General features: G+C 70.8%; 25 protein-coding genes. 18 read left to right on the top strand and 7 right to left on the bottom strand.

The genetic code is table 11. The features are described from left to right. The first annotated feature begins 26 nt into the window (after positions 1 to 26). The 4 genes from selD (at position 27) to E1181_RS08370 (ending at position 5,192) form a co-directional block, all read left to right on the top strand. Positions 27 to 1,025 carry a selenide, water dikinase SelD gene (selD, locus tag E1181_RS08355; RefSeq protein WP_207922055.1) on the top strand — a complete coding sequence of 333 codons (999 nt, stop codon included), beginning with the start codon at positions 27 to 29 and terminating at the stop codon, positions 1,023 to 1,025. A gap of 538 nt (positions 1,026 to 1,563) precedes the next feature. Next, entirely contained in the window at positions 1,564 to 2,709 is a 1,146-nt protein-coding gene (locus E1181_RS08360) for an LLM class flavin-dependent oxidoreductase (RefSeq protein ID WP_132673392.1), read from the top strand. After that, positions 2,706 to 4,049 carry an NtaA/DmoA family FMN-dependent monooxygenase gene (locus tag E1181_RS08365; protein WP_132673393.1) on the top strand — a complete coding sequence of 448 codons (1,344 nt, stop codon included), beginning with the start codon at positions 2,706 to 2,708 and terminating at the stop codon, positions 4,047 to 4,049. Before E1181_RS08360 ends, E1181_RS08365 begins: the two co-directional genes overlap by 4 nt. A gap of 18 nt (positions 4,050 to 4,067) precedes the next feature. Then, positions 4,068 to 5,192, top strand: a complete 1,125-nt coding sequence (locus E1181_RS08370) for an MsnO8 family LLM class oxidoreductase (RefSeq protein ID WP_132673394.1) — start codon at positions 4,068 to 4,070, stop codon at positions 5,190 to 5,192. Positions 5,193 to 5,378: 186 nt separating this feature from the next. On the opposite strand, the gene E1181_RS08375 is transcribed toward E1181_RS08370, so the two are convergent. Then, positions 5,379 to 6,122 (bottom strand): SDR family oxidoreductase, encoded by a 744-nt coding sequence (locus tag E1181_RS08375; protein WP_132673395.1) that lies wholly within the window; start codon positions 6,120 to 6,122, stop codon positions 5,379 to 5,381. Between the two features lie 65 nt (positions 6,123 to 6,187). Beyond that, entirely contained in the window at positions 6,188 to 7,516 is a 1,329-nt protein-coding gene (locus E1181_RS08380) for a carboxypeptidase regulatory-like domain-containing protein (RefSeq protein ID WP_235876622.1), read from the bottom strand. A gap of 165 nt (positions 7,517 to 7,681) precedes the next feature. Between E1181_RS08380 and E1181_RS08385 the strand changes: the two genes are divergently transcribed. Continuing rightward, on the top strand, positions 7,682 to 8,635 hold the full coding sequence (locus E1181_RS08385) for a DUF3048 domain-containing protein (protein WP_132673396.1): 954 nt from the start codon (positions 7,682 to 7,684) through the stop codon (positions 8,633 to 8,635). On the opposite strand, the gene E1181_RS08390 is transcribed toward E1181_RS08385, so the two are convergent. Beyond that, complete coding sequence (locus E1181_RS08390; protein WP_235876623.1) at positions 8,632 to 10,077, bottom strand: Nramp family divalent metal transporter; 1,446 nt, start codon at positions 10,075 to 10,077, stop codon at positions 8,632 to 8,634. The two genes, E1181_RS08385 and E1181_RS08390, sit on opposite strands and share 4 nt — an antisense overlap. Positions 10,078 to 10,283: 206 nt before the next feature. Here E1181_RS08390 and E1181_RS08395 point away from each other — a divergent pair, with 206 nt between their 5' ends. From E1181_RS08395 to E1181_RS08435, 9 genes are all read left to right on the top strand, one after another. Then, complete coding sequence (locus tag E1181_RS08395) at positions 10,284 to 10,769, top strand: NUDIX domain-containing protein (protein ID WP_132673397.1); 486 nt, start codon at positions 10,284 to 10,286, stop codon at positions 10,767 to 10,769. Positions 10,770 to 10,883: 114 nt separating this feature from the next. Next, a complete protein-coding gene (locus tag E1181_RS08400) occupies positions 10,884 to 11,705 on the top strand; it encodes a CoA transferase subunit A (protein ID WP_132673398.1) in 822 nt (273 codons plus the stop codon). Further along, the gene (locus E1181_RS08405; protein ID WP_132673399.1) at positions 11,702 to 12,457 is read left to right on the top strand and encodes a CoA-transferase subunit beta; all 756 of its coding nucleotides are present in this window, start codon (positions 11,702 to 11,704) and stop codon (positions 12,455 to 12,457) included. Before E1181_RS08400 ends, E1181_RS08405 begins: the two co-directional genes overlap by 4 nt. Positions 12,458 to 12,683: 226 nt before the next feature. Next, positions 12,684 to 13,436: a protocatechuate 3,4-dioxygenase subunit beta gene (gene pcaH, locus E1181_RS08410; protein WP_132673400.1), complete on the top strand. Its 753-nt coding sequence runs from the start codon at positions 12,684 to 12,686 to the stop codon at positions 13,434 to 13,436. Then, positions 13,436 to 13,996 (top strand): protocatechuate 3,4-dioxygenase subunit alpha, encoded by a 561-nt coding sequence (pcaG, locus tag E1181_RS08415; protein WP_132673401.1) that lies wholly within the window; start codon positions 13,436 to 13,438, stop codon positions 13,994 to 13,996. Before pcaH ends, pcaG begins: the two co-directional genes overlap by 1 nt. A 38-nt stretch (positions 13,997 to 14,034) precedes the next feature. Continuing rightward, complete coding sequence (pcaB, locus tag E1181_RS08420) at positions 14,035 to 15,351, top strand: 3-carboxy-cis,cis-muconate cycloisomerase (RefSeq protein ID WP_132673402.1); 1,317 nt, start codon at positions 14,035 to 14,037, stop codon at positions 15,349 to 15,351. After that, complete coding sequence (pcaD, locus tag E1181_RS08425) at positions 15,348 to 16,106, top strand: 3-oxoadipate enol-lactonase (protein WP_132673403.1); 759 nt, start codon at positions 15,348 to 15,350, stop codon at positions 16,104 to 16,106. Before pcaB ends, pcaD begins: the two co-directional genes overlap by 4 nt. Next, complete coding sequence (gene pcaC, locus E1181_RS08430; protein WP_132673404.1) at positions 16,103 to 16,486, top strand: 4-carboxymuconolactone decarboxylase; 384 nt, start codon at positions 16,103 to 16,105, stop codon at positions 16,484 to 16,486. Before pcaD ends, pcaC begins: the two co-directional genes overlap by 4 nt. A 35-nt stretch (positions 16,487 to 16,521) precedes the next feature. Further along, entirely contained in the window at positions 16,522 to 17,322 is an 801-nt protein-coding gene (locus E1181_RS08435) for an IclR family transcriptional regulator (RefSeq protein ID WP_132673405.1), read from the top strand. A gap of 202 nt (positions 17,323 to 17,524) precedes the next feature. Here the strand turns inward: E1181_RS08435 and E1181_RS08440 are convergent, their stop codons facing one another. Further along, positions 17,525 to 18,286, bottom strand: coding sequence for a FadR/GntR family transcriptional regulator (locus E1181_RS08440; protein WP_132673406.1), 762 nt, complete (start codon positions 18,284 to 18,286; stop codon positions 17,525 to 17,527). Between the two features lie 150 nt (positions 18,287 to 18,436). On the opposite strand from E1181_RS08440, the gene E1181_RS08445 reads away from it, so the two are divergent. Genes E1181_RS08445 through E1181_RS08455 form a run of 3 tightly spaced genes read left to right on the top strand, consistent with a single transcriptional unit; the run spans position 18,437 to position 21,248 of the window. Continuing rightward, the gene (locus tag E1181_RS08445; protein WP_132673407.1) at positions 18,437 to 19,171 is read left to right on the top strand and encodes a (Fe-S)-binding protein; all 735 of its coding nucleotides are present in this window, start codon (positions 18,437 to 18,439) and stop codon (positions 19,169 to 19,171) included. Positions 19,172 to 19,188: 17 nt separating this feature from the next. After that, positions 19,189 to 20,616: a LutB/LldF family L-lactate oxidation iron-sulfur protein gene (locus tag E1181_RS08450; protein WP_132673484.1), complete on the top strand. Its 1,428-nt coding sequence runs from the start codon at positions 19,189 to 19,191 to the stop codon at positions 20,614 to 20,616. Continuing rightward, positions 20,613 to 21,248, top strand: a complete 636-nt coding sequence (locus E1181_RS08455) for a LutC/YkgG family protein (protein ID WP_132673408.1) — start codon at positions 20,613 to 20,615, stop codon at positions 21,246 to 21,248. Before E1181_RS08450 ends, E1181_RS08455 begins: the two co-directional genes overlap by 4 nt. Positions 21,249 to 21,252: 4 nt before the next feature. Here E1181_RS08455 and E1181_RS08460 read toward each other — a convergent pair whose 3' ends face one another. Beyond that, positions 21,253 to 22,284, bottom strand: coding sequence for a DUF3616 domain-containing protein (locus E1181_RS08460; RefSeq protein WP_132673409.1), 1,032 nt, complete (start codon positions 22,282 to 22,284; stop codon positions 21,253 to 21,255). A 163-nt stretch (positions 22,285 to 22,447) separates the two neighbouring features. Here E1181_RS08460 and E1181_RS08465 point away from each other — a divergent pair, with 163 nt between their 5' ends. Next, on the top strand, positions 22,448 to 22,660 hold the full coding sequence (locus E1181_RS08465; protein WP_132673410.1) for a hypothetical protein: 213 nt from the start codon (positions 22,448 to 22,450) through the stop codon (positions 22,658 to 22,660). A gap of 53 nt (positions 22,661 to 22,713) precedes the next feature. Here E1181_RS08465 and E1181_RS08470 read toward each other — a convergent pair whose 3' ends face one another. Together E1181_RS08470 and E1181_RS08475 are read right to left on the bottom strand one after the other, a co-directional pair. After that, positions 22,714 to 24,192, bottom strand: a complete 1,479-nt coding sequence (locus tag E1181_RS08470) for an APC family permease (protein WP_132673411.1) — start codon at positions 24,190 to 24,192, stop codon at positions 22,714 to 22,716. Positions 24,193 to 24,214: 22 nt separating this feature from the next. Next, positions 24,215 to 24,958 (bottom strand): GPP34 family phosphoprotein, encoded by a 744-nt coding sequence (locus tag E1181_RS08475; RefSeq protein WP_235876624.1) that lies wholly within the window; start codon positions 24,956 to 24,958, stop codon positions 24,215 to 24,217. Positions 24,959 to 25,050: the final 92 nt, after the last annotated feature.

Raw genomic sequence — 25,050 nt, forward strand, 5'->3', positions numbered from 1 at the left:
TCGTTCCCCGATCGCGAGGGATGTCGATGGGCGGCTACCGGCTCACGCAGTACGCGCACGGCGGCGGATGCGCCTGCAAGATCCCGCCGGGCGAGCTGGAGGAGGTCGTCGGCGGGCTGATGCCGGAGGTCGCCGAGCCGAACGCGAAGCTGCTGGTCGGGTTGGACACCGGCGACGACGCCGCCGTGGTGTGCACCGACGAGGGCGCGGGGCTCGTGGTGACCACGGACTTCTTCACGCCCGTGGTCGACGAGGCGTTCGACTGGGGGCGGATCGCGGCGGCCAACGCGCTGTCCGATGTGTACGCGATGGGCGCGACACCGCTGCTCGGGGTGAACCTGCTCGGCTGGCCCCGGGACGTACTGCCGTTCGAACTGGCCGGTGAGGTGCTGCGCGGCGGCTCGGAGGTCGCGGCCGCGGCCGGGTGTCACCTGGGCGGAGGGCACAGCGTCGACGACCCGGAACCCAAGTACGGGCTGGCGGTGACCGGTCTGGTGGACCCCGACCGGATGCTGCGCAACGACGCGGCCCGGCCGGGTCTGCCGCTGACGCTGACCAAACCGCTGGGCATCGGAGTCCTCAACACCCGGCACAAGCAGACCGGCGAGCGGTTCGCCCACGCCGTTGCGGCGATGACCGAGCTCAACCGGGACGCCTCGAAGGCGGCGCTGCGCTCCGGCGCGGTGTGCGCCACGGACGTCACCGGTTTCGGGCTCCTCGGGCACCTGTTCAAGATGATGCGCGCCTCCGGCACGACGGCCGAGCTCGACGTCGCGGCCGTGCCCTACCTGGAGGGCGCCCGGGAGGCCGTGCGCGACGGCTACATCAGCGGAGGCACCCGCCGCAACCTCGACTGGGTGAGGCCACACCTGGATCCGGGAGGCACCAGCGCCGAAGACCTCTTCCTGCTCGCCGACGCCCAAACCTCAGGCGGCCTCCTGGTGGTCGGCGAAATCCCCGGCTTCCCGGTCATCGGCCACGTTTTCCCCGGCCGAACCGACGACATCCGAATCACCCTCCGCTGAACCACGCCGAATACCGCCGTATTCAGGCCACGGATTGCGGCGGTATTCAGGCAACGCACCACCACAGCCACCACCAGACGACGGAAAACCGCCGTAATCAGACACCGGAACACGGCAGTAATCCGGTGCCGAACCACCACGGCCACCGACCACGTCCATCACCGGACGACGGACAATCGCCGTAGTCGGACAGCGGATTACGGCGGTATTCAGGTACCCGATTACGGCGGTAATCCGGGTGGCGGAGGGCGGCGGTGTTCCGGTGGTGCCCACATCTTGGGCTGCGTTGACGGTGTGGGGGTGTGGTCCTAGCTTGGGGTTCATGGGTCACCGGCTGCGATTGGTCACGCGCGACCACATCGACCTGCTCCGGGTCATCGCCGCCGCCTGTCCGCGGTAGAAGGCGAAAGTCCGCCGCTTCTCCCCTTTTCCCCCGCACGCCCCCGGCTCGACGCCGGTGGTGCGTCGCGCTCCCCAGCACCGCGTCGCAGCGGTGTTCCCCCTCGACCCGCGCCGTTGACGCAGGGAGGACACGAGGATGGTTCGACCAACGCAGTTGCACCTGGCAGTGGCGCTCGACGGGACGGGCTGGCACCCGGCCTCGTGGCGATCCGCGCACGCCAGGCCAGCCGAGCTGTTCACCGCCGGGTACTGGCTGGACCTGGTGCGTCGCGCCGAATCCGGACTGCTGGACTTCGTCACCTTCGCCGACTCGCTGGGCCTGCAATCCAGCCTCCCCGACGGGCCCGACGAGCGCACCGATCGGGTGCGCGGCAGGTTGGACGCGGGTCTGATCGCCGCGCGGGTGGCACCGCGCACCCACCACATCGGCCTGGTGCCGCACGTCGTGGTCACCCACACCGAGCCGTTCCACGTCTCCAAGGCCGTCGCCACGCTCGACCACGTCTCCGGCGGCCGTGCGGGATGGCTGCCGCAGGTCAGCGCGAGCCCAGGCGACAACGCGCACTTCGGTCGCCGCGAGATCGTCCCGGACGAGCTGCTGGACGAGGCCGCCGATCACGTCGAGGTCGTGCGCCGGTTGTGGGATTCGTGGGAGGACGACGCGGAGATCCGCGACGTGGCCACCGGCCGGTTCATCGACCGCGACAAGCTGCACTACGTCGAGTTCCGCGGCGAGTGGTTCAGCGTCAAGGGACCGTCGATCACCCCGCGCCCGCCGCAGGGTCAGCCGTTGGTGGTCGCCACCGCCGGCGACCGGGCCGGGTACCGGTTCGCCGCCCGCTCCGCCGACGTCGTGCTCACCCCCGTGCCGGATGCGCAGGCCGCCGGAGACGTCGTCAACCAGGTTCGCTCGCACCGCGTTTCGGACGATCCGCTGCACGTCTTCGGCGACCTGGTGGTGTTCCTGGGCACCGACGCCGCGGACCGCAGGGCACGCCTGGACGAGCTCGATCAACCATCCACTTCGGACACACCGGTGTTCGCCGGCACGGCCGAGCGGCTGGCGGACCTGCTGCTGTCGCTGGCCGAGCGCGGCGTGACCGGGTTCCGGCTGCACCCGGGCGAACTGCCCCGCGACCTGACCGCGATCACTGAGGAGCTCGTTCCGGAATTGCAGCGGCGCGAGGTCTTCCGCACCGAGCAGCCGACGGGGACGCTGCGCGAACGGCTCGGGCTGACCCGTCCGGTCAACCGCTACGCGACCGCTGGAGGCACGTCGTGACCAAGCAGATCCACCTGGCCGCGCACTTCCCCGGGGTCAACAACACCACGGTGTGGACCGATCCGCGGTCGCTGAGCCAGATCGAGTTCTCCTCGTTCGCGCACCTGGCCGAGACCGCCGAGCGGGCGAAGTTCGACTTCCTGTTCCTCGCCGAGGGCTTGCGGTTGCGCGAGCACGCCGGCCGGATCCACGACCTCGACGTCGTGGGCCGTCCCGACACGTTCACCGTGCTCGCGGCCCTGGCCGGGGTGACCGAGAGGCTCGGGCTGGCGGGCACCATCAACTCCACGTTCAACGAGCCCTACGAGGTGGCGCGCCAGTTCGCCAGCCTCGACCACCTCTCTGCCGGGCGTGCCGCGTGGAACGTGGTGACCTCCTGGGACGCCTTCACCGGCGAGAACTTCCGGCGCGGCGGGTTCCTGCCCGAGGACCAGCGCTACGAGCGCGCCCGGCAGTTCCTGCGCACCGCCACCGAGCTGTTCGACTCCTGGCGCGGTGACGAGATCATCGCCGACGCGGAGTCGGGCGTGTTCCTGGCCGATCCGCGCGCGGGCGAGTTCGAGCACGCCGACGCGCACTTCGACATCCGCGGCCGGTTCAACGTGCCGCGCAGCCCGCAGGGCCGACCGGTGATCTTCCAGGCGGGCGATTCCGAAGCCGGTAGGGAGTTCGCGGCCTCGGCCGCCGATGCGATCTTCACCCGGCACGGGACGTTGCAGGCGGGCAAGGACTTCTACGCCGACGTCAAGTCCCGGCTGGCCGCGCACGGTCGTTCCCGGGAGGACCTGCTGGTGTTCCCGGCGACCACGGTGGTCCTCGGCGACAGCGACGCCGACGCGCAGGAGCAGGCCGCCATCATCCGCAAGCAGCAGGTCAGCGGGCCGACCGCGATCTCGTTCCTGGAGCAGCTGTGGAACACCGACCTCAGCGAGCTCGATCCCGACGGCCCGCTGCCGGAGTTCGACCCGGTGGTCGACGCCGACGCCATCACCCAGGGCCGGGCCAGCACCCGCACGTTGGGCGACCGGGTGGCCACCGCCCGCAGCTGGCGGGAGCTCGCAGAGGCGAAGAAGCTCTCCGTCCGCGAGCTGATCATCGAGGTCACCGCCCGGCAGTCGTTCATCGGCAGTCCTTCCACGGTCGCCGAGGAGATGAACCGCTTCGTGCAGGAGGACGCCTCCGACGGGTTCATCCTGGTGCCGCACCTGACTCCCGGCGGGCTGGACGACTTCGCCGCTCAGGTCGTACCGCTGCTGCAGGAGCGCGGCGTCTACCGGACCGAGTACCCGGTGGCCACGCTGCGCGAGAACCTCGGCCTGACACCCGCACCCGTTTCCTAGGCATTCCGGAGGCTTTCGATGCCGGTCCCGCTGTCGGTCCTGGACCTCTCGCCCATCGTCTCCGGGCAGACCGCCGAGGACGCGCTGCGCAACACCCTCGATCTGGCGCGTCGCACCGAGGAGTTCGGCTACCGCCGCTACTGGGTCGCCGAGCACCACCTCACGCCGGGCGTGGCCTCGGCGGCACCGGCCGTGCTGCTGACCGCGATCGCCGCGGCGACCAGCACCATCCGCGTCGGCTCGGCGGCGGTGCTGCTGGGCCAGCACTCGCCGCTGACCGTGGCCGAGCAGTTCGGCACCCTCGCCCAGCTGCACCCGGGCCGGGTGGACCTGGGCGTGGGCCGGTCCGGGAAGAAGCGCACGCAGGAGCTCGCCGAACGGCTGACCGCCCCGGCCGAGAGCGAAGGATCCACCGTCGACGGCCTGGTGGTCCCGCCGAAACCCCGTGCGGTGGCCCGATCGGAGAAGTACGCGGCGCGGCTGCGCCAGCAGGCCGAGCTCGTCGGCGCCCCCGCCGAGGAACTGGCCTACCGGGAGCAGGTGGAGCGGGTGCGGCGGTTCGTCGAAGGAGGGTTTCCCGGCCCGGACGGCGAGCCGGTGCGCGCGAACCCGGCCGAGGGAGCCGATCTGGACCTGTGGGTCCTGGGCTCCAGCGGTGGTGAAAGCGCCGTCACCGCAGCGGAACTGGGCATCCCGTTCGCGGCGAGCTACCACATCACTCCGTCGACGGTGCTGGAGACCGTGCGGTCCTACCGGGAGCACTTCACGCCGTCGGAACGCCTGGCCCGGCCCTACGTGGTGGTGTCAGCGGACGTGGTGGTCGCCGAGACCGGGGATCGAGCGCGAGAGCTCGCCTCGCCCTACGGCGCGTGGGTGCACAGCATCCGCGCGGGCGCGGGCGCCATCCCGTTCCCCTCCCCCGCCGAGGCCGCCGAGTTCGAGTGGGACGCCGAGGCGCGGGACGTCGTCGCCGACCGGCTGGCCACCCAGTTCGTCGGCACCCCGGACGAGGTGGCCGACAGGCTCACGACCCTGCAGCGGGTGACCGGGGCCGACGAACTGGTCATCACGACCATCACCCACCAGCACCCCGACCGGGTCCGCTCCTACGAACTCCTCGCCAAGACCTGGAACGGGGCGTAAGAGCACGAGAAGGCACTGCTTCAGGTGTGGGACTCAGCTCGCACCGCCGCGGGTTCTGACACGTCTTCTGGCGAGGACAGCCGTTGCGCCGTGTAGTGGACATACATCAGCAACGGATCCCGCAGCCAGAAGACGTGTCAGGTTCCGCCACCCGCACCCCCGAGCAAGACAACTCATGAACAAGCGCTAGCCGCGGCCGATGAAGGGCATCGTGGTGGCGGTGATGGTCATGAACTGGACGTTGGCGTTGAGCGGAAGCCCGGCCATGTAGAGCACGGCGTCGGCGACGTGCTGCGGGTCGAAGGTGGGTTCCGGGCGCACCGATCCGTCGGCCTGGGCGGCGCCGGTGGCGATGCCGGAGGTCATGTCGGTGGCGGCGTTGCCGATGTCGATCTGGCCGCAGGCGATGTCGTGCGCGCGGCCGTCCAGCGAGATCGACTTGGTCAGCCCGGTGATGGCGTGCTTGGTCGTCGTGTAGGCGACGCTGCGCGGCCGGGGCGCGTGCGCGGAGATCGAGCCGTTGTTGATGATGCGCCCGCCGCGCGGGTCCTGGTCCTGCATGATCCGGAACGCGTGGTGGGCGCACAGGTACGAGCCGGTCAGGTTCGCCTGCACCACCGCGTTGAAGTCGGTGGCCGACAGCTCGCCGACGTCGCCGGCGGGGCCGAACGTGCCGGCGTTGTTGACCAGCAGGTCCAGCCGCCCCCACCGCTCGCGGACGCCGTCGAAGAGGGCCGCCACCGAGTCGGGATCGGTGACGTCGGTGGGCATGACCGCAGCACCCGCGGCGTCGCCGGCCGCCTCGATCAACGGCTCGGCGCGACGCCCGGCCAGCGCCACCCCGTACCCCTCGTCCAGCAGCGCTCGGGCGATCACCCGCCCCAGTCCCGACCCGGCACCCGTCACGACCGCGACCCGCGTGTTGCTCATGGCCTCATTGTCACCTCTCGCCGACCGACCGCGGATCAGCCCCCGCGGCCGGTCGGCGCTCTCGGCTACTTCCGCGTCGCCGCGGCGAGCTCGGACGGCAGCTCGAAGTCCTGGCCCTCGACCCGTCCCGGGCGGATCTTGACCCGGTCCACGGCGGGCCTCCTGCCCGAGGCGGAGACCACGACGGTCACGAAACCCTCCGGCAGGTCGTGGACCTCGTACTCGCCCGCCGGCGAGGCGACGAGGCGGGCCAGCTGCAGGCCGGACTGGTCGGTGATGGTCAGGACCGCGCCGGGAACCGGGGTTCCCGCGCTGTCGCGCACGGCGCCGGAAAGGGTGCGGTGCCTGCGGGGTTTCGGCGCCTCGAACACCGGGTCCAGCACCACGCCGTCGTCGTCCTCGTGCTCGTACGTGCCGGCTGCCGTCACCGCCTCCGGGTCGGCTCCGGCCTTGCGCCGCACCCACCACTGGTGACCGACGACCAGCGCGATGCCGAAGGCGAACCAGCAGCACAACCCGAGGATGCCGCGCGCAGCCCCGACTCCGTCGAAGTAGAGGATGCCGCGCATCGAGTCGACCGCCTGGCCGAGGGGCAGAACCCCGTGCAGCGCCTGGAAGAACGGCGGCACCAGTTCCTTCGGGATCGCGCCGCCCGAGGACGGCATGCTCAGCAGCACGAACAGCCCCATCGCCACACCGGGCAGGAACTGCTTGACGAACGGCACGAGCCCGAACGACGTCCACCCCACGGCTTGGGTCAGCAGGAAGCCGACCAGCAGCAGCGACGGCTGGTTGTAGATCACGCCCATGGACAGCGCGGCCGTGTAGCAGACGATCGAGGCGAACGCGCCGACCCCGACCAGGGCGGCGAGCTTCTGGCGGGTGCGCAGTTCGGCGCGCAGCAGCATCATCACCGTGATGTAAGGCGGGATGTTCATCGCCAGCAGGCAGTAGAGCAGACCGGTGCCCATCACGTCGCCGGGTGCGGACGGTGCGAGGTCGGTGAGCACCAGGGGGTGTCCGGTGGCTGCGGCGACCGGGGTGAAGATCTGCTGCAGGATCATCATCAGCGCCGAGCCGTTGGCCTTGGCGTAGAGCAGTTCGCCGCTGCCGGGGTCGTAGCCGGCGACGGCGTCGCGCTGGGTGATGGCTTCGCGCGCGGCAGCCTCGTCGGGGACCGGGGTGATGTCGAAGCCGCCGGGCATGCGCGCTTGGAAGGTCGCGGCGAGCTGGTGCGCGGCGTGGTCGCCGACGACCACCACGGGCATGTCGTGGGGTTTCGGGGCGTGCATCGGCAGCAGGTAGCAGAGCATGAACCCGCAGATGAAGAACGCGGGGAACCACAGGGTGCTGACCAGCGTGCGGACCGTCGACGGCGGCTGTGCCTCGGTCAAGGAACCTCCTTCTTCGCGGCGCGGGAGAACGGTTGCGTCGAACAACCATTAGCAATGCTAACTTACCCCCGCGCGCACCTCCCCCGGGCTCATGACCTCGATCGAAATGCGAATTCCTTCCAGATCCGTAGCCTCAAACAGCAGGGGGAAGGAGTCGGCCGCACCATGCGCACCCGCTTATGCACGTTCTTCGCCGCGCTGATCGCGATCGCGACCCTCGCCCCGACGGGTTGCCAGCCGGCCCCGGCTCCACCTCCACCGCAGGGCGGCGGCACCACCTCCGGCGAGCAGGGCGGCGCAGCAGCTCCTGACGGACCGCCGGTGGTGGCGGTCAAGATCGACAACTCGTCCGAGGGGCGCCCACCGGTGGGCATCGACGCGGCGGACGTGGTCTACGTCGAGCCGGTCGAAGGCGGGCTGAGCCGGATCCTGGCCATCTTCGCGACCCACAAGCCCAAGACCGTCGGCCCGGTGCGCAGCGCACGCGAGACCGACGCCGAGCTCCTCCCGCAGTACGGGAGGCCCACGCTGGCCTACTCGGGCGCGGCTCCCGAGGTGCTGCCGATCATCGCGGCCGCCCCGCTGACCGATGCCTCCGACGCCAACGCGCCCGAGGCCTACTCCCGCGACGAGGCCCGCTCGGTTCCGCACAACCTGTTCGTCGACTCGACCAGGCTGCCGCCTGCGCAGCCGTGGCCCGGAGCGAGCAGGCCGCTGATCGGCGACGTTCCCGGCGGCGGCGCGCCCACCGAGCGCTACGAGGTCCGCTACCCCGCCGCCACCATCGGGTTCTTCTACAACCACCAGTCGCAGCGGTGGATGGTCTCGATGGACGGCGAGCCCTACGCGGCGGTGCACAGCGGCCGACTCGGCGTCTCGACCGTGATCGTCCAGAAGGTCCGCACTCACGATTCAGCGGTGCGCGACGCCGCGGGCAACCCGTCGCCGGTGGCCGAGAGCATCGGCAGCGGTCCGATGGTGATGCTGCGCGACGGCAAGAGCTTCGAGGGCACCTGGAACCGGACCTCCCCCGAAGCTCCCACCACCTACACCGACCGGACCGGCGCACCGCTCACGGTGGACACCGGTCAGGTCTGGGTCGTGCTCAGCCCCGTCTAGAACTGGTCGACGAGCAGGGCGATGGAGAAGTAGCCGTAGAACACCACGGCCACGCACATCATGACCATCCGCCAGCCGCCCAGCCGGATCGAGCGCGGGAGGAACCGGCGGTTGGTGAAGATCAGCAGCATCGAGTACAGGAACATCACCACGCCGCCCGCCGACGAGGAGATCAGGATCAGCGCCAGCGGTTCCTCGGTGCCCGACAGCAGGATCGCCGATCCGGCGACGATCATCACCCAGATCACCGCGAAGTAGATGCGGCTCTCGGTGACCTTCGTGCTGCCGCGGAAGAAGGTGACCTTGACGGTGTCGGCGGTGAGCCGGCTGACCCAGTCCATGATGCCCAGCTGGGTGGAGAACAGCGCGATCGCACCGGCCATCCAGAAGGCGGTCTGGAACCACCCCCCGAAGCGCTGGCCGAAGATCTCGCCCTGGGCGCGGATGAAGTCGAAGTCGTCCTCCGGCAGCGGAACGCCGAACACCGTGGCGTAGGCCAGCACCGACATGATCACCAGCGTTCCGCAGCCGAGCAGGAAGAAGGTGCCGAACTGCTCGACGTTGGCGACCTTCCACCAGCCCTTCCAGCGGCGCCGGTTCTCGTCGCTGTCGAGGAACATGTGCCCGGTGCCCGCGGCGGCGGCTTCCTGGCCGGTGAACGGCGAGGTCACGCGCGGCATGTACTGCCCCATGCCCATCTGCTTGTCGCGCGCCCAGTTGCTCTGGACCAGGTTGTTGCCGCCGCCGGCGCCGGCGAAGGCGATCGCGCCCAGCAACGCGGCGATCCCGCCGACCTCCTCCATCGGCGGCAGTTGCCCGACGTGGGCGAAGCTCGCGCCGAACGCGGCCCAGTCGGACAGCCCGGTTCCGACGAACAGGGCCACCACGAGGAACACCGCGATCCCGCCGACCAGCACCATCTCGACGCGTTCCACGGTCTTGTAGACCACTTTGGACAGGGTCAGGGCCGCGCCGATGGCCACCATGGCCACGATCGCGATGGGCACCGGCGAGCCCGCCCCGGCCACGTAGGTCACGATGGTGGCCGCGCCGGTCGCCCAGCCCGGCCACAGATTCGGGATGATCGCGATGACGGTGATCAGCACGCCCAGCGGCGGCCAGATCCGGGTGAAGCCGGTGACGGCGGTCTCGCCGGTGGCCAGCGTGTACCGCTCGATCTCCATGTTGAGGATGTACTGCATGAAGAAGCCGAGCACGGCCGTCCACATCAGAACGAGCCCGACCTGACTGGTGATGTAGGGCCACAGCACGAACTCGCCGGAACCGATCGCGGTGGCGGTGAGGATGATGCTGGCCCCGAAGATCTGGCGGAACGTGCGGGGTTCGGGCAGGTCTCGGTACTTGGCCGCGGGAAGGAATCTGCTGGGCAGTTCGCGGGCTTCGGCCCCTGCCTCCGGTACCTCTCGATCCTGGATGGCCACGATGCCTCCTGGCTGGAGCGGATTCGGCCGATCAGGTGTAGCAACCCGAACCGGTTCTGTGAACCAGATCACAGTACTTGATCCATCCCGAATGTCCGATTTGAGATCTGTGCGCAGCGGAAACACCCTTTCGAACGCAGGTGCTCACACCGCCCTCTCGGGTAAAGTGATCTTTTCTCCGCACCTCGCCGAAGGGACCCGCACCAATGCCCAAGTTCTCCTGGCACACCGACCCCGTTCCGGCGGGTCTGGCGGTGCGGCAGGTGTACGGGTTCCTCTTCGTCCCCGACGGCAGGCTCCTGATCCGCCTCGACGGCACCAAGCACACGCTGCCCGGCGGACGCCCGGAGCCGGGCGAGGTCGCCTACGTCGACATCCTGCGCCGCGAAGCCATGGAAGAGGTCACCGTCGACATCGAGGAGCCGCACTACCTCGGCTACCAGTGCGTCAACGACGGCATCTCCCCCTACGCGCAGGTCCGGATGGCCGCGCTGATCTCCTGCGCCTACCCGCCCGCGCCGGACCCCGACAGCGGGCGCACCTACCGGCGACTGCTGGTGCACCCGAGCAAGGCCGGTGACCTGCTGGCCTGGGGCGAGACCGGGTACCTGCAGGCCACGGCGGCTGCTGAGGCCGCCGTCGGGATCCTCGGCCTGCCCGCCGACGGACTCCCGGCCGCCAGCGAGCTCTGACCGCTCCCACACCCTTCAACCAGGCGAAACCGCCCTTGACCTGGCCGCAGCCGGTCCTCTATCGTTCGCATACAGCACACTTGTTCACTATGCGCACAACGAGAGGTGGTCGGGGTGGCACGCATCCTGAGCCTTCGCGAGGCCGTCGCGGAGCTGGTCCACGACGGTGACACGGTGGCGCTGGAGGGCTTCACGCATCTCATCCCGGTCGCCGCCGGTCACGAGATCATCCGGCAACACCGCAAGGACCTGACGCTGATCCGGATGACGCCGGACATCGTCTACGACCAGATGATCGGCGCGGGCTGCGCGCGCAAGCTGGTCTTCTCCTGGGGCGGCAACCCCGGAGTCGGGTCGCTGCACCGCTTCCGCGACGCCATCCAGAACTCCTGGCCGGTGCCGCTGGAGATCGAGGAGCACAGCCACGCCGGCATGGCCAACCGCTACGCCGCCGGCGCCTCCGGGCTGCCCTTCGCCGTGCTGCGCGGCTACACCGGGACCGACCTGCCCGACCAGACCGACACCATCAAGCCCATCGAGTGCCCGTTCACCGGCGAGCGGCTCACGGCCGTGCCCGCGGTGAACCCGGACGTGGGCATCATCCACGCGCAGCGCGCCGACAAGGCGGGCAACGTGCAGATGTGGGGCATCACCGGCGTGCAGAAGGAGACCGTTCTGGCCTCGAAGCGGTCGCTGGTGACCGTCGAGGAGGTCGTCGAGGAGCTCACCCCGGTGCCCGGCGCCGTCGTGCTGCCGCAGTGGGCTATCACCGCCGTCGCCGAGGTGCCGCGCGGCGCGCACCCCTCCTACGCGCAGGGCTACTACGAGCGGGACAACGAGTACTACCAGGAATGGGACCCGATCGGCCGGGACCGCGAGCGCTTCGAGCAGTGGCTGACGACCGAGGTCCGCGGTGCGGAGAGGAGCGCGCGATGAGCCTGGAGTTCACCTCCGACGAGATGATGACCGTCGGTGCCGCCCGGTCGCTGGACGACGGGGCGAAGTGCTTCGTGGGCATCGGCCTGCCCAGCACGGCGGCGAACCTGGCACGCCGCACGCACGCGCCGAACCTCGTGCTGATCTACGAGTCGGGCACCCTGGGCACCAAGCCGGACCGGCTGCCGCTGTCCATCGGCGACGGAGTGCTGGCCGACACGGCGGATTCGGTGATCAGCGTCCCGGAGATCTTCAACTACTGGTTGCAGCCGGGCCGCATCGACATCGGCTTCCTCGGCGGGGCGCAGGTCGACCGCTTCGGCAACATCAACACCACCGTCATCGGCGGCGACTACCGCAACCCCAAAGTGCGCCTGCCCGGCGCGGGCGGCGCCCCGGAGATCGCGGCGTCGTGCCGCGAGGTGCTGATCGTGATGCGGATGAGCCCGCGCAGCTTCGTCGACCGCGTGGACTTCGTGACCTCGCTGGGCTACGGCACCGGCAAGGGCGACCGCGAGGCGCTGGGCCTGCGCGGACGCGGCCCGGTCAAGGTGATCACCGACCTCGGCGTCCTGCGCCCGGACCCGGAGACCTGCGAGCTCACCCTCACCGAGCTCAGCCCCGGCTCCACCGTCGAGCAGGCCAAGGCGGCCGTCGGCTGGGACCTCAAGGTCGCCGACGACCTCGGGACCCAGGATCCGCCCAGTGAAAACGAGCTGGAAGTCCTGCGCGCCCTGAAAGCTACGGTCTAACCCCGAGGCGGGCACCGCGTCAGACAAGCACCGAAGGTGCTTCCTCTTTCGCACCTGAGCAACTCGCGCCGCCGCGGGTTCTCAGACGTCGTCTGGGGAGGACAGCCGACACGCCGTGTATTGGCATACATCCGTCTCGGATCCCGGAGCCAGGCGGCGTCTGAGGTTCCGCTACCCACACCGCCAAGCAAAGAGACCACAATGCAGTGAAGTTCAAGGAGCTCCTATGACTGTTCATGAGACGCGGTCCGGGTCCGGTCTCATCCTGCCGGAGTACTCGCCGGACGATGCCTCGCACGCGCCGCTGGATTCGCCCGAATACCGGTCCTCGACGCTGCGGCACCCGAAGCAGCCTCTGCAGTACCTGCCGCAATACCTGACCGAGGTCACCGGCCCGCTGCTCGGCCAGGACCGGTGCGGCGCCCAGGACGACGACCTGACCACCCAGCACGACGGGGAACCGCTGGGCGAGCGGATCATCGTCTCCGGCAAGGTGCTGGACTCCTCCGGCAAGCCGGTGCCGAACACGCTGGTGGAGATCTGGCAGGCGAACGCGGCGGGCCGCTACCTGCACCAGGGCGACCGGCACCCGGCCCCGCTGGACCCGAACTTCTCCGGCACCGGCCGCTGCATGACCGACGCCGAGGGCAACTACCGGTTCGTCACGATCAAGCCGGGCGCCTACCCGTGGCGCAACCACGACAACGCCTGGCGTCCCGCGCACATCCACTTCTCGTTGTTCGGGCAGGCGTTCACGCAGCGGCTGATCACCCAGATGTACTTCCCGGGCGACCCGCTGTTCCACCAGGACCCGATCTTCAACTCGGTGCGCGACGAGAAGGCGCGGGAGCGGATGATCTCCCGGTTCGACCTGGACTCGACCGAGCCCGAGTGGGCGTTGAGCTACAAGTGGGACATCGTGCTGCGCGGTCCCCAGGCCACGGTGTTCGAGGACGAGGAAGAGGAGGACGACGACTGATGGGCGCTCCCGCCACCACCCCGTCGCAGACGGTCGGCCCGTTCTTCGCGCTGCCGCAGGGCATGCTCTGGGACGACGGCCCCGAACTCGTCCCCGCCGACCGCGAGGGCGCGTTCGTGCTGCGCGGTGTTCTCCGCGACGGCAACGGCGATCCGGTCCCGGACGGCGTCATCGAGATCTGGCAGGCCGACGAGCAGGGCCGCTTCGACCACCCCGACGACCCGCGCCCGGAGTCCTCCGGCTGGCAGGGGTTCGGCCGGTGCGGCACCGACCCGGAGGGCCGCTTCTGGTTCCGCACGGTCAAACCGGGCCCGCTGCCCACCCCGGGCGGGCAGACCGAGGCGCCGCACATCGACGTCACGGTGCTGGCGCGCGGCATGCTCAACCGGGTGGTGACCCGCGTGTACTTCCCGGACGAGGCGGCCAACGACACCGACCCGGTGCTCTCGGCCGTGCCCGCGCAGCGCCGGGACACGCTGATCGGAGTCGCCGAGGCCGACGGCGTGCGGTTCGACATCCGCCTGCAGGGCGATGGCGAAACGGTGTTCTTCGCGGTCTGATGGTGCCGCGAGTCCACACGGGATCGAGGGAGGCCGGCTTGTTCGGTTCGATGTTCAGCACCCCGGAGGCCGCGGCGCGCACCGGCGACGACGCGTGGTTGCAGGCGATGCTGGACTTCGAGTCGGCGCTGGCCGCCGCCCAGTCCGAAGCCGGGATCGTGCCCGCCGAGGCCGCGGCGGACATCGCCGCGCACTGCCGCGCCGAGGAGTTCGACTCCGCCTCCCTCGGTGAGCGCGCGGTGTCCTCGGCGACCCCGGTGATCGCCCTGGTCAAGGACCTCACCGCCCTGGTCGGCCCGGATTCCAGGCCGCACGTGCACAAGGGAGCGACCAGCCAGGACGTCATCGACACGGCGGCGATGCTGGTGACCCGCGGCGTGCTGGACCTGGTCCTCGACGACCTCCGGGAAGCGGCTCGGGAGTGCGCGCGGATGGCCGACGAGCACCGGGACACGGTGCTCGTCGCCCGGTCGCTGTTGCAGCAGGCGCTCCCGACGACGTTCGGGCTGCGCTGCGCGGGCTGGCTGACCGCGCTGGACGAGGCGATCGCCGGGCTGGAGCGAGTCCCGCTGGCTGTCCAGTTCGGCGGCGCGGCCGGCACTCTCGCGTCGCTGGGAACCGATGGCACCGCGGTGCTGACCGGGCTCGCCGAGCGGCTCGGCCTGGCAGAACCGGTGCTGCCCTGGCACACCGACCGCACCCGCATCGCCGAGCTCGCGGGCGCCCTGGGCGCGGTGTCCGGGGTGCTGGGCAAGATCGCCCTGGACGTGGAGCTGCACGCCCAGACCGAGGTCGGCGAGCTCACCGAGGGCAAGCCGGGTGGTTCCTCGGCCATGCCGCACAAGCAGAACCCGGCCACGTCGGTGCTGATCACCGCCTCGACCCACCGGGTCCCGGGGCTGGTGGCGACGCTGCTGTCGGCGATGCCGCAGGCCTACGAGCGCGCGGCCGGGGCGTGGCAGTCCGAGTGGGAGCCGCTGACCGAACTGCTGCGGCTGACCGCCGGCGCCGCCCGCCGAACCCGAGAACTCCTGTCGAGCCTGCGCGTCCACCCCGAGCGCATGGCTGCCAACCTCGAATTGACCCGCGGCCTGGTGCTCGCCGAGAACGCCGCGGCCCGGCTGGCCGGGGCGCTCGGCCGCACCGAGGCCCAGGAACTGGTCGCCGCACTGTGCCGCCGCACCGTCGAACGCGGCAGCACGCTGCGGGCCGAACTGCTCGCGGAGCCGAGGGTCCGCGACGTGCTGTCCGAGCAGGACGTCATCGCGGCCACGTCGGCGAGCGATTACCTGGGCGCCGCATCGGATTTCATCGACCGGGCACTGGCCGCACACACCCGATTGGAGAAGCGGTGAACGTCAACCACGAACTGACCGGGCCCGAGGGGGCGCCGGTCGTGGTGCTGTCCAACTCGCTGGGCACCGACATGCGCCTGTGGGACGAGCAGGTCCCGGCGCTGACCGGCAGTTTCCGCGTGCTGCGCTACGACCAGCGCGGGCACGGCGGCACCGAGGGCAAGCCCGGCCCCTACACGCTGGCGCAGCTGGGCGGCGACGTGCTGGAACTGCTGGACCGGCTGGACATCTCCGAGGCGCACTTCGCCGGGGTGTCGCTGGGAGGCATGACCGGGATGTGGCTGGCCGAGCACGCGCCCGAGCGCATCGGACGGCTGGCGCTGATCTGCACCTCGGCGGACCTGGGCGGCACCGCGTGGCTCGACCGCGCCGCGACCGTGCGGGCCAACGGCATGGCCGCGATGGTCGAGCCGTCCCTGCCCCGCTGGTTCACCCCGGCCGCGGCCGAACGTCCCGACGTCCGGGCAAAGTTCGGCGACATGATCACCAGGGCCGACGCCGAGGGGTACGCGTCGTGCTGCGAGGCGATCGCCGGGATGGACATCTTCGACGACCTGCCGGCCATCACCGCTCCCACCCTGGTGATCGCCGGTGCGGAAGACCCCGCCACTCCCCCCTCGCACGCCGAGCGCATCGCCGCCGGTGTCGCGGGCGCCCGCGTGGAAGTGCTCTCGCCGGCCGCGCACCTGGCCAACGCCGAGCAGCCCGAGGCCGTCAACCGGCTGCTGCTGGAGCACTTCGGAGGAGCCGCATGAGCGACGAAGCCCGCCACGACGCGGGGATGCAGGTGCGCCGCGCGGTCCTCGGCGATGCGCACGTCGACCGCGCCAACGCGCGCAAGACCGAGTTCACCGAGGACTTCCAGGACTTCATCACCCGCTACGCGTGGGGCGAGGTGTGGACCGGCGACGGCGTCGACCGGCCGACGCGCAGCATGCTGACGCTGGCGATCCTGGCCGCGACCGGCTGCGAGGACGAGTTCGCGATGCACGTGCGCGCGGCCCGCCGCAACGGCCTGGATCCCGAGCGGATCAAGGAGGTGCTGATGCACGTGGCGATCTACGCGGGCGTGCCCCGCGCGAACACCGCCTTCGGCATCGCCAATACGATCCTCGCCGAGGAGCAAACGGAATAACTTCACCTGGAGCTGCGCTGACGAGGGGATCATCGATGGAATCCGAGTCCGACACCGGCACCGGGTACGTGCAGTCGCTGGCGCGCGGGCTGCTGGTGATCCGCGCGTTCAACGAGGCGAACCCGGAGATGACGTTGTCGGAGGTCGCCCGCGCGACCGATCTCTCGCGCGCGGCGGCCCGCCGGTTCCTGCACACCCTGGTGCACCTGGGCTACGTGTGGACCGACGGCCGGGTGTTCGCGCTGACCCCGCGGGTGCTGGAGCTGGGCTTCTCCTACCTGTCGAGCGTGTCGCTGCCGGAAATCGCCCAGCCCCACCTGGAGCAGCTGGTCTCGGAGGTGCACGAGTCGGCGTCGGTGTCGGTGCTCGACGGCACCGACGTCGTCTACGTCGCCCGCGTGCCCACCTCGCGGATCATGGCGGTCTCGATCAACATCGGCACCCGCTTCCCCGCCTACGCGACCTCGATGGGCAGGGTGATGCTGGCGGATCTGCCCGAGGACAAGCTGCACGCGCACCTCGACCAGATCGACCTGGCACCGCTGGGCCCGCACACCATCACCACCCGCGCCGACCTCGTCGAGGAGCTGGCGCGCATCCGGGAGCAGGGCTGGGCGCTGGTCGACCAGGAGCTGGAGGCGGGCCTGCGCTCGATCGCGGCTCCGATCCGCGACCGCTACGGCCGGGTCGTCGCCGCGGCCAACATCTCCTCGCACGCCAGCCGGACCACGCTCGAAGCCGCGCACGAGGACCTGCTACCGCCCCTGCTGGACACCACCCGCCGCATCGCCGCCGACCTCGCGGTCTCCCCGCAGTCCCGCGCGGTGGTCCGCTGAACCGGTTCTTCTTCAAGAACGCGGCGGAGCCACTGCTTCAGGTGTGGGACTCAACTCGCACCGCCGCGGGTTCTGACACGTCTTCTGGCGAGGACAGCCGTTGCGCCGTGTAGTGGACATACATCAGCAACGGATCCCGCAGCCAGAAGACGTGTCAGGTTCCGCCACCCGCACCGCCACGCAGAACAACCGCGAACAACCTCTAACCCAGTTCCTGGGCCCAGCCGTGTCGGTAGGAGGCGCGGATGTGGGATTCGGTGAGCTTCTCGGCGGCGTCGGCGTCGCCGTCCCGCAGCGCCTGGTGGATCGCGCGGTGGTCGTGGCGCAGTTCCTCGGCGATCGGGTACCAGTCGTCTCCGAGGTCGTCGAACGCCGCCAGCAGCGGTCGGCGCATCGACTCCCGGATGGCGATGGTCATGTCCGCGACGAGGCGGTTCCCACCGGCTTCGGCGATGCCGACGTGGAACTCGGTGTCGAGGTCGTTGAAGCGCGCGCGGTCGCAGTCGGGCGAGTCCATCTCGTCGAGGAGTTCGCCGAGCATGGCCAGGTCGTCGGGCCGGGCGCGGGCGGCGGCGTGCCGGGCGCTCTCGCGTTCGAGCATGATCCTGGCGCGCACCACGTCGGCGACGGGGAAGTTCGCCAGCGCCACGTGCAGTCGCAGCAACCGGGTCAGCGCCTCGCTGGGCAGAGCGGCCACGGTGGTTCCCGAATCGGGCCCGGTGCCCACGTTCATGCGCAGCACTCCCTGGGCTTCCAGCGCGCGGAAGGCCTCTCGCACCGCGGCTCTGCTGACGCCGAGCATCTTGGCCAGGTCGCGTTCGGCGGGCAGCCGGTCACCGACCTCGAGCGAGCCGGAGACGATCTGCTCCTCGACCCGGTCGATGACCAGCTCGTAGGTGCGGGTGCGCGCGACCGGGCGCCATTCGGCGTCGCCCGCTTCCGCGTCGGATTCGAAGCCGGTCACTCGGTTCCCCTTTACACGCGCCGTCACCGGTACCTAGGGTAAGTCTCCGCTATGGTCGGACCATACAATGGTCAGCAAGTCCGGTGTTGTGGCGCGCGGTGCGCGAGGATGCTCGTGAGCCCCGGACGGAGAGGAACCGGTGATGCGCGCATGAGGGTGGCACTGTTCGCGACCTGCCTCGGCGACACGCTATTCCCGTCAGCCCCGAAGGCGACGTTGCAGGTCCTGGAGCGGCTCGGCTGCGAGGTGGACTTCCCCGCGGCCCAGACCTGCTGCGGTCAGATGCACACCAACACCGGGTACCGGAAGCAGGCGAAGTCCTCGGTGCGGACCTTCGTCGACGCCTTCGCCGGCTACGACGCGATCGTGGCACCGTCGGGTTCGTGCGTGGCCTCGGTCCGCCACCAGCACGCGATGGTCGCCGACGGCGACCGCGCGCTGACCAGCGCCGTCGAGCGCACCGCGCCGAAGGTGCACGAGCTCTCGGAGTTCCTGGTCGACGTGCTGGGCGTGACCGACGTCGGCGCCTACTTCCCGCACCGCGTGACCTACCACCCCACCTGCCACTCGACGCGACTGCTGCGGGTCGGGGAACGCCCGGTGCGGCTGCTGCGCGCCGTGCGCTCGCTGGACCTGGTGGAGCTGCCGGCGTCGGACCAGTGCTGCGGCTTCGGCGGCACGTTCGCGCTGAAGAACCCCGACGTGTCGGTGGCGATGGGATCGGACAAGGCGCGCCACGTGCGCGAGACCGGCGCGGAGGTGCTGTGCGCCGGGGACTCCTCGTGCCTGATGCACATCGGCGGATTGCTGTCCCGCCAGCGCTCCGGGGTCCGGGTGCTGCACCTGGCCGAGATCCTGGCTTCCACGGAAGGAGACCAGCTGTGAGCGCGACCCACCTGGGCATGCCCTCGTTCCCGGACGCGGCCAAGCGCGAGCTAGCGGACTCGCAGCTGCGGCACAACCTGGCCAACGCCACCACCACGATCCGCCGCAAGCGCGCCGATGTCGTCGACGAGCTCGACGACTGGGCGCAGCTGCGCGAATCCGGGGCGGCGATCAAGGCCCACACGCTGTCCAACCTGGACACCTACCTGGAGCGGTTCGAGACCGCGGTGACCGAGGCCGGCGGCACGGTGCACTGGGCCCGCGACGCCGAGGAGGCCAACCGGATCGTCACCGAGCTGGTGCGGGCCACCGGCGAGCGCGAGGTCGTCAAGGTCAAGTCGATGGCCACCCAGGAGATCGAGCTCAACGAAGCGCTGGCCGAGGCCGGGATCGACGCGTGGGAGACCGACCTGGCGGAGTTGATCGTCCAGTTGGGACACGACACCCCCAGCCACATCCTGGTGCCCGCGATCCACCGCAACCGCGCGGAGATCCGGGAGATCTTCCGCAGCGAGATGGGCAAGGTCGGCACCCCGGCCCCGGAGGACCTGACCGACGAGCCCGCGCGGCTGGCCGAGGCGGCGCGCCGGCACCTGCGGGAGAAGTTCCTGCGCGCCAAGGTCGCGATCTCGGGAGCCAACTTCGCGGTCGCCGACACCGGGACGCTGGTGGTGGTCGAGTCCGAGGGCAACGGGCGGATGTGCCTGACGCTGCCGGAGACGCTGATCAGCGTGGTGGGCATCGAGAAGATCGTGCCGAGCTGGCAGGACCTGGAGGTGTTCCTGCAGCTCCTGCCGCGGTCGAGCACCGGCGAGCGGATGAACCCCTACACCTCGACCTGGACCGGTGTGGCCGCGGGCGACGGGCCGCAGGAGTTCCACGTGGTGCTGCTGGACAACGGGCGCACCAACGCGCTGGCCGACGAGATCGGCAGGCAGGCCCTGCGCTGCATCCGGTGCTCGGCCTGCCTGAACGTGTGCCCGGTCTACGAGCGCACCGGCGGCCACGCCTACGGGTCGGTGTACCCGGGTCCGATCGGCGCCGTGCTGACGCCGCAGCTGCGCGGGACCGCGTCCGAAGTGGACAAGTCCCTGCCGTACGCGTCCTCGCTGTGCGGTGCGTGCTACGACGTGTGCCCGGTGGCCATCGACATCCCGGACCTGCTGGTGCACCTGCGGACTCGCGTCGTCGACGAGCACTCGGGCGTTCGCGACAAGCCGATGGACGCGCTGATGGGCGTGGCCTCGTGGGTGCTCGGCGATGCGAAGCGGCTGGCGGTCGCGCAGAAGCTGGCGTCGTGGAGCCGGAAGGTCATCGGCCGCCGCGGCACGATCGGCCGGTTGCCCGCGCCGCTGTCGCGGTGGACCGACGCGCGGGACGCGCCCGCACCCGCGCAGGAGTCGTTCCGGTCGTGGTGGGAGCGGAACCGAGGAGGCAAGGCATGAGTTCGAACTCGGCTCGCGAGGCCGTGCTGGGGCGGGTGCGGCGGGCGCTGCGCGATGCCGAGCGCACTCCCCTGTCGGCCGTTCCCCGCGACTACCGCACGGCGCGTCCGCTGGCGGATCTGGTGGGGGCGTTCTGCGAAGCGGTGGCCGACTACCAGGCCACTGTGGACCGGGTGGCCGACGACGCCGTCGCACCGGCGATCGCCGCGACCGCGCGCGCGGCCGGAGCGCGCCGGCTGCTCATCCCGGATGGGGCACCACAGGCGTGGTCGGACTCGCTGGGCGAGGAGTTCGAGCTCGTCGACCCGGCGGCCGACACGGCGGCGTTGGAGCAGGTCGACGCGGTGATCACCACAGCGGCGGTGGGCATCGCCTCGACCGGCACGATCGTGCTGGACCACGGCCCGGGCCAGGGCCGCCGGGCGGCCACCCTGGTCCCGGACCTGCACATTTGCGTGGTCGGCGAATCCCAGGTCAGCGACGACGTGCCCGCCGCGCTGTCGCGCTTGGACCCGGTCCGCCCGACGACGTTCATCAGCGGCCCCTCGGCCACCAGCGACATCGAGCTCAACCGCGTCGAGGGCGTGCACGGCCCCAGGACGCTCCACGTCCTGGTCCACCCGGACGCCTGACCGGTCAGAGCGGGACGACGTCGGCCAGCACCGCGCCCGGCTCCTCCAGCCGGTGCGGTGCGGGGCTGTCGTAGACGACGAGGAGCTCACCGGAGGGCAGCAGCGCGATCCCCTCGGCGTGGTCGTCGCCTTCGCCGTGGGACAGGTCGAGCTCGCGGTGCAGTTCGCCGCGGTGGACGACGTCGGCGGCGTCGAGGGTGGCCGCGCCCGGCCAGCGGTAGACGCGGACCGGGCCGTCGAGGTCCATCGAGGGCCCGGCGAGCAGCAGCAGGTCGTCGCCGTGCACGCACATGTCGCGGATGCCCAGGCCGTCGAGGTCGAGGAAGATCTTGGCGTAGCGGTGGCCGTTGAGCTTGCGCAGCTCCAGCTCCCCGTCGTCCTCGCGGGGTTCCAGCAGCAGCACCACGGCCCAGCCGCGCAGCACCGGACCGCGCAGTCCGAGGTAGACGCGTTCCTCGCCGGGTTCCCCGTGCACCGCGATGCCTTCGACGTCGAGCCCGTTGTCCTTGCCGGGGATGTTGAGGAACGGCGCCAGGTGGTCGTCGTCGGCCAGCAGCTCGAACAGCCCTCCCCTGCCGAGGCCGGCGCTGCGCGCGCCCTCCGGGGTGCGTTCGGCGGGCACGTCGTCGGACAGGGCGATGCGGGCGAGCACCCGGCGGCTCGGTTCGGCGCTGACGGAGGCGAGGCGCTTGGCTGCCTTGGCGTCGGAGTGGTGCGACTTGATCTTGCGCCGCTTGGCGCTGTGCGACCCCACCACCCACAGGAACGGACCGTTGCGGGAGATCCCCTCGACGTCGACCTCCTCGTCGGCCTCGCCGGGCAGGTCGACGACGTCGGCGAGCGGGAAGCTCACGTGGTCCCGGTACTCGGTGGGCTTGCCGGGGTCGTCGCAGGTGAGCCGTTCGACCGTGGCCGTCTCGTCGCCGGCGATCCAGAGGTGCTCACCGTCGGTGCGCACCGCCGAGAGGTTGACGTGCGTGTCGGATTCGACCGCATCGGCGGTGAAGGTCAATCGCACCGTTCGTGCTACGTTCATTCGTCGTTTCTACCAGGATGTACCGGTGTGAGCTCCTGGATCTGGTGACGGGATGCTCTTCCTCGCCCACACGATCAAGTGACTGCGGGAACCGGGCCACGGGTGCGCGGGTCCTAGCCGATGTCGTTGTCCTCGCGTCTTTGGGAGAAGGAAAGGGGTCGCCGTGCCAGACATCCGGGTCCGGCTCCGCGGTGGGCCGCAGGACGGTCAGGAGCTGACCGTTTCGGCCGATTCATCGGGCAAACCGATCCCGCGCATCACCCTTCCCGCACGTGCGCGCAATCCGGAGGCCGTGCCACCGCGGCTGATCTACGAGCGCGCGGGCAAGAACGGTGATGGAACCTGGGAGTTCCGCTACACCGGTGCCGAAACCTGACGCCTCGTCGCCACGGCAGGGCACGGAGCCGGGTGCCCTGCCGCGACCGCCGGTCAACGACCGACCAGCTCTTCCGGACCGATCCGCACCACGGTCGCCCGCGCGCCGAGTCCGATGCGCGCGTAGACCTCCGGTCTGGCGTGCTTGAGCACCACGCCCCAGACCAGGCCGAGCGTGAAGACCACCGCCAGGCCCGACGGAACCACCCAGCCCAGCGCGTGTCCCGGACCGACGCCCAGCGTGGTGCCGTAGGAGGAGACCGCCAGCACCAGCACGACCACCAGCAGCACCGATGCCGCGGTGGGCGCGATCGTGGTGGGCCACGCGCCGTAGCCGTTCCCGCCGACGCGGCGGAAGTAGCCGACGACGGCGATCGAGGTCAGCAGCACCAGCAGCAGCACGCCCAGCGCACCGGTCGTGGCACCCCAGAAGAACAGGTGCACGGCCGGGTCCAGCCCCAGCGCCCCGGTGGCCAGCACCGCGACGCTCGCCGCCCCGGTCGCGATCAGCGATCCGGCGACCGGCGCGGCGGTGCGGGTGCTCGTCCGCGCCCACCACGCCGGGCCGATCCCCTCCCGGCCGAGGGCGAACAGGTAGCGGGCGCACACGTGGTGGAAGGCCAGGGCGGCGGCGAACAGCGAGGTCAGGTAGAGGGTGTTGCCCAGGTCGACGAGCGCGGCCGGGAGGCGTTCGGCGGCCAGGACGAACAGCAGGCGCGTGGAGTGCCGGTCGGCGGCGGCCACCACCTCGCCCTGCCCCGCGGCCTCGGTGATCGCCCAGGTGGAGGCCCCGAACAGCGCGCTGATGACCAGCAGCGACAGGTAGGCGGCGCGGATGACGGTGCGCGGGTCGCGCGCCTGCTGGGCCAGCACGGTGAGGTTGGCGAAACCGATGAAGCCGGTGAAGGCGATCAGCAGGATCGACCCGGCCGAACCGGTCACCAGCACAGCGGGGTTGAGCGAGCCGAACCCGACGCCGCCGGGGGCGGGTGCGGCCACGAACGCCACGTCGAAGACCAGCAGCACCGTCACCTCGGCCAGCAGCAGCAGGGCGAGCACCCGCCCGTTGACGTCGATGCGCTGCACCCCCAGGGCCGCGACCAGCAGGATCGCGGCCGCCGAGTACCACCACCAGGCCACCGCGTGGCCGGTGAGCCGCTCGGCGAAATCCGCTGCGCCGACGCCGAACCCGCCGACCAGCCCGGCGAGGATCATCAGGTAGGACACCACGGCGACCGCCCCGGCCCCGGTTCCGGGGGCACCACCGAGCCCCTTGGCGATGTAGGCGTAGAAGGCGCCCGCGTTGTCGACGTGCCGGGACATGGTCACGTAGCCGATGGCGAACGCCCCCACGACCAGCGCCATCGCCAGGTAGCCCAGCGGCACGCCGGGCGTACCGGCCACGGCGAACCCGCTGGCGGAGACCCCGCCGACGATGGTGGCGGGGGCGCCGGCGGCCACCGTGAAGAACACGATCGACAGCACGCCCAGCTTGGATCCGGCCAGTGCCGCCGAGACGTTCGAAGGTGGCAAGCGTCGCGCTCCTCGGGTCTTCTCAGTGGCGTGGGGTGATGGCGGATCTCCCGCGTGCGACGGCGATCTCGTGCACCAGGCTGCGCAACGTGCCGGGCAGCAGCGATTCCCAGGAGTCCATGCGGAAATCACCCTGGCGCTGCGCCTGTTTGGACAGCCTCAGGTGCCGCAGGGCCCCGGTCTCGCGCACCAGCAGGGCGAAGGTGATCTCGGCGAGCCGTTCTGGCACGGTGATCACGCCGTTGCCGGTGGCGGTCTCGGTTCCGGTGAACAGCTCTTCGAGGTCGGCGGTGGTGTTCCCGCGGTGCTCGTCGGCGATGCGCCACGCCGCGGCCGAACCGCCGCGCAGCCCGCCGGACACCGGGACCTCGCGCAGCACGTCGACCAGGACCAGCCTGCACCGCACCTTCTCCACCGCGGTCTGCGCCAGGTACTCCAGCCAGGTGCGCAGGTCGTGCCCGGACTCGCGGCGGACCTCGCGCAGCACCGTCCAGGACAGGAAGTCCGGGCAGCGTCCGTTGCCGCTGGGCCGCACGTCGGGGGTCAGGGCGATCTCCTCTTCGACGATCAGCTCCGCCAGCAGGCCGCCGGCGCAGCCCAGCGCCAGCAGTTCCCCGTCGATCCGCGGGGAGATGCGGCTCTCCCCGCTGTGCGCTGCGAGGAAGAACCGGTCCGCGACGCGCAGCGGAAGTCGCGCGCCCTCGAGCTCCGCGACGATTCGACCGCCCCTGGCCGCGCCCTTCACCACGTCGTCGTTCTCCTTCACCAGCCAGACCGGGTTCGCCGAGCTCGCCGCACTCCGGAAGGTGTCCAGGGCGGCACTCCGCGCAGTGCACGCCCATCGTTCAAGATCAACCT

The organism is Saccharopolyspora terrae (assembly GCF_004348435.1).
Classification (GTDB): Bacteria; Actinomycetota; Actinomycetes; order Mycobacteriales; family Pseudonocardiaceae; genus Saccharopolyspora; species Saccharopolyspora endophytica.

Excerpts from the sequence above, each read along its gene's own strand:
- E1181_RS08460 (WP_132673409.1), bottom strand. The coding sequence starts at position 22,284 with ATGAACGTAGCACGAACGGTGCGATTGACCTTCACCGCCGATGCGGTC.
- E1181_RS08455 (WP_132673408.1), top strand. The coding sequence starts at position 20,613 with ATGAGTTCGAACTCGGCTCGCGAGGCCGTGCTGGGGCGGGTGCGGCGG.
- E1181_RS08360 (WP_132673392.1), top strand. The coding sequence starts at position 1,564 with ATGGTTCGACCAACGCAGTTGCACCTGGCAGTGGCGCTCGACGGGACG.
- pcaG (WP_132673401.1), top strand. The coding sequence starts at position 13,436 with ATGGGCGCTCCCGCCACCACCCCGTCGCAGACGGTCGGCCCGTTCTTC.
- pcaH (WP_132673400.1), top strand. The coding sequence starts at position 12,684 with ATGACTGTTCATGAGACGCGGTCCGGGTCCGGTCTCATCCTGCCGGAG.
- E1181_RS08405 (WP_132673399.1), top strand. The coding sequence starts at position 11,702 with ATGAGCCTGGAGTTCACCTCCGACGAGATGATGACCGTCGGTGCCGCC.
- E1181_RS08370 (WP_132673394.1), top strand. The coding sequence starts at position 4,068 with ATGCCGGTCCCGCTGTCGGTCCTGGACCTCTCGCCCATCGTCTCCGGG.
- E1181_RS08385 (WP_132673396.1), top strand. The coding sequence starts at position 7,682 with ATGCGCACCCGCTTATGCACGTTCTTCGCCGCGCTGATCGCGATCGCG.
- E1181_RS08445 (WP_132673407.1), top strand. The coding sequence starts at position 18,437 with ATGAGGGTGGCACTGTTCGCGACCTGCCTCGGCGACACGCTATTCCCG.
- E1181_RS08375 (WP_132673395.1), bottom strand. The coding sequence starts at position 6,122 with ATGAGCAACACGCGGGTCGCGGTCGTGACGGGTGCCGGGTCGGGACTG.
- E1181_RS08435 (WP_132673405.1), top strand. The coding sequence starts at position 16,522 with ATGGAATCCGAGTCCGACACCGGCACCGGGTACGTGCAGTCGCTGGCG.
- pcaC (WP_132673404.1), top strand. The coding sequence starts at position 16,103 with ATGAGCGACGAAGCCCGCCACGACGCGGGGATGCAGGTGCGCCGCGCG.
- selD (WP_207922055.1), top strand. The coding sequence starts at position 27 with ATGGGCGGCTACCGGCTCACGCAGTACGCGCACGGCGGCGGATGCGCC.
- E1181_RS08450 (WP_132673484.1), top strand. The coding sequence starts at position 19,189 with ATGCCCTCGTTCCCGGACGCGGCCAAGCGCGAGCTAGCGGACTCGCAG.
- E1181_RS08395 (WP_132673397.1), top strand. The coding sequence starts at position 10,284 with ATGCCCAAGTTCTCCTGGCACACCGACCCCGTTCCGGCGGGTCTGGCG.